We start from the raw sequence: 3,291 nt of genomic DNA, 5'->3' as shown, positions 1-3,291 counted from the left end.
CTCAGCCAGTTTTTATTCTGACGACGGTGAATGCGTTTGGCTTGAGCGGGAGGGAGAGCTTGGGCCCGACGATGACGACGGGGGCCGGGAGGGGGGCGATGCGGGCGGGGTCGGCGAAGGTGTTGGTGGCGCCGGGCTCGCCGGAGAGGACGATCTGGCGGGCGTGGACGGGGGTAACGGCGTCGAGAACGATGTCGGCATAGCCGGGGGCGGCGCCGCGATGGACGATCTTGAGGATGATCTCGCCGGTGACGTCGTCGCGGGCGGCACTGGCGAAGACGGTGCCGGGGGCGGTGCCTGAGACCTCGGTGGGCAGAACGGTGTCGCCGCGGTTGTGGCAGAACATCTGCTGGACGTAATAGTTGGGCGTGCGCACGACCGCCAGGTTGTCGACCCAGAGAAGATCGGGCGTCCACTGCCAGGCGTCCTTGTGGGCGAACAGCGGGGCATAGGAGGCCATGACGACAACATCGGCATTGCGTTCGAGGCCGGTCATGTAGGCCGCTTCGCCGAGCGCGCATTCGAGGGTGTTGCGGTTGTCGACGCTGACCATCTTGTCGCTTTGGGCGGCGTACTCGCCGAAGAACACTTTGGGACCGGCGCGGTCGTAGGCGTCGTAGCGATGGGTGTTGGCGAAGAACCAGTCGGGCCGGGCGTAGCAATGCTCGTCGACGATGTCGACGCCGAGGTCGCGGAACTTCGGCCACAGATACTGGAAGCGCTCGTCGGCCGGTTCGGGCCCGGCGGAAGCGATCAGCTTGATCTCGGGATGCTGGGCGCGGAAGGCGGTGACGAAGCGTTCCAGCCGCTCGATGTATTGCGGCCCCCATTGCTCGTTGCCGATGCCGAGCATGGTGAGGTTGAACGGCTCGGGATGGCCCATGGCGGCGCGCTTGGCACCCCATTCGGAGGTGGCTGGGCCATTGGCGAACGCGATGAGATCGAGCGCGTCCTGGATGAAGGGATCGAGGTCCGTCAGCGGCACCAGTTCGCCGGAGTTGAACTGACAGGCCATGCCGCAGTTGAGGATCGGCATCGGCGCGGCGCCGATATCCTCGCAGAGCAGGAAATACTCGTAGAAGCCGAGGCCGAACGACTGGAAGTAGTCGGGTGCCGGGCGATGCAGGAACTCATAGTTCCAGCGGTTGATGAGGAGCGGGCGCTGTTCGGCCGGTCCGATGGTGTTCTTCCACTGGTAGCGCTTGTCGAGCTCGCTGCCTTCGACGATGCACCCCCCCGGAAACCTCAGGAACCCCGGCCTGAGGTCGGCGAGCGCCTGAACCATATCGGCCCGCAGCCCGCCGGGGCGCTGCTTCCAGGTGTTGACCGGAAAGAGCGAGACGAAGTCGATGTCGACCGCCCCTGCCCCGACCATCAAGAGGTAAAGCTTGGCCTTGGGGTCGGTGGCGGCGGGACGGAGCTCGAGGCTGCGCTCTTCCCAGGCGCCGGCGAGGCCGGACAACTCCGTCTGTTCGAGAACGGCGCCGTTCTCGCCATAGAGCGCCACCCGCAGGGCGGGCGTGCCCGAGAGGCAGCGCAGGCGCAGCGTCAGCCGGTAGGCCTCGCCCGCCTTGAGCCCGATGCCGCGGAAGCCTTCGTTGGCGACCCCGAACACGTCGGTGCCCTGCGATTGCAGGCGCAGATAGCGCGGATGCTGGACCGCGTAAGGATCATCGCCCTGGACCGAGAGCGCCCCGCGGGCCTTGGACGGCGAGATCTTGTGCCATCCCATCATGGGATCGGGGAAGGAGAAGCTGCGGTTCTTGACGAGTTCGGCATAAAGCCCGCCGTCGGCCCCGAAGTTGATGTCCTCGAAGAACACGCCCCACATCTGGGGATTGATTTTGGCGCCGGGCTTTGGGGGATGGACGGTGATGGTGGTCATGGCGTCTCGTGGGTGACCTTGGGACGGATGTTGCGGTTGTAATAGTCGTCGGTGATGAAATACCCGTACATCAAAAGCCCCATACCGAGGTGGAAGACACCGGGGATGACCGTCAGCATCAGGGCGATGCCGTTGAGGGTATAGGCGCTCTGCACCACGTCGGGCTGGTAGTGGAAGAAGGTGAGCAGCACGCCGACGATGCCGGCGGCGATGCTCATGCCCATCTTCTGGCAGAACGAGATGCCGCCGAAGGCCAGGCCCGCCACGCGCTTGCCCTGCTTGACCTGGCCGTAATCGACCGCCTCGGAGATGATCGACCAGAACACCGGCCCCTGCAGGTCGACGATGAAGTTGATCAGGAAGTAGAGCACGAAGGCTGCCGTCACCCCGCCCGGCTTGACGGCGAAGTACATCGCCACCGACAGCGCGAAGGTGACGAGCTGGGAGAAGCGGAACACCTGGATCTTGCAGAACACCTTGGTCAGCCAGGTCGAGGCCACCATGGCCAGGATGTTGCCGACGATGCCGACGGTGATGAAGGCGGCCTGCAGCGCGGCGTCGCCGCCGAGGAAGTACTTGGCGTAGTAAAGCCCGACCGAGCCGCGAATGACGTAGCCGACGGTGCCGACGATGCAGACCCCGGCCAGCACCGTCCACTGGCTGTTGGTGAGCAGCAGCTTCATCTGCTCGCCGAGCGGCTTCTTGTCGTTCTTGTGGACGACGCGCTCCTTGGTGGTGAAGAAGCAGAAGAAGAACAGCAGCGTGGCCACCACCGCCATCACCGTCATCGCCACGTGATAGCCCTGGGCGATATGGGCCTGGCCCCAGCGCGCCGCGAACACCGGTACGAAGGTGTTGACCAGGAGCGAAGCGCCTTTGGCGAAGAACAGGCGATAGCCGTTGGCCGACAGGCGCTGCTGGGGATCGTCGGTCAGGACCGCCGGCAGCGAGATATAGGGGATGGTGATGCAGGTGAAGACCAGCATCATCATGGTGTAGGTGACGTAGGCCCAGATCAGCTTGCCGGTGTAGGAGAAGTCCGGAGTGGTGAACACCAGCATGATCGACAGGCCGAACGGCACTGCGAATGCGAACAGATACGGCCGGTAGCGGCCCCAGCGCGTCGAGCGGCCGTCGGTGAAGATGCCCATCGCCACATCGGCAAAGGCGTCGATCAGGCGCGGCAATAGGCCCAGCATCGCGATGTGGGCGACGTTGAGCCGGTACACGTCGGTGTAGAAGAAGGTGATGATGATCGCCAGCGCCGACCACACGATGTTCACGGCCGCATCGCCGCTGCCAAAGCCGATCTTCTCAATCACCGAAAGACGCGATTTTACCGGGGTGTTCATGGGAGACCGTTACTTCCTCAAGGGAGCATGAAAAGTGTTAAGGCCACGGCCGTC

At 64.3% G+C, this 3,291-nt stretch carries 2 protein-coding genes; both read right to left on the bottom strand.

Annotated features, from left to right (window positions below):
* Position 1: 1 nt before the first annotated feature.
* Complete coding sequence (locus FHS84_RS21055) at positions 2 to 1,885, bottom strand: alpha-L-arabinofuranosidase C-terminal domain-containing protein (protein WP_166937524.1); 1,884 nt, start codon at positions 1,883 to 1,885, stop codon at positions 2 to 4.
* A complete protein-coding gene (locus FHS84_RS21050; RefSeq protein WP_166937523.1) occupies positions 1,882 to 3,237 on the bottom strand; it encodes an MFS transporter in 1,356 nt (451 codons plus the stop codon). The genes FHS84_RS21055 and FHS84_RS21050 overlap by 4 nt, the downstream gene beginning before the upstream one ends.
* Between the last annotated feature and the right edge of the window lie 54 nt (positions 3,238 to 3,291).

Source organism: Rhizomicrobium electricum (genome assembly GCF_011762045.1).
Classification (GTDB): Bacteria; Pseudomonadota; Alphaproteobacteria; order Micropepsales; family Micropepsaceae; genus Rhizomicrobium; species Rhizomicrobium electricum.
Note: the sequence above shows the minus strand (reverse complement) of the source record. Positions and strands in the feature narration are given on the sequence as shown.

Excerpts from the sequence above, each read along its gene's own strand:
- FHS84_RS21055 (WP_166937524.1), bottom strand. The coding sequence starts at position 1,885 with ATGACCACCATCACCGTCCATCCCCCAAAGCCCGGCGCCAAAATCAAT.
- FHS84_RS21050 (WP_166937523.1), bottom strand. The coding sequence starts at position 3,237 with ATGAACACCCCGGTAAAATCGCGTCTTTCGGTGATTGAGAAGATCGGC.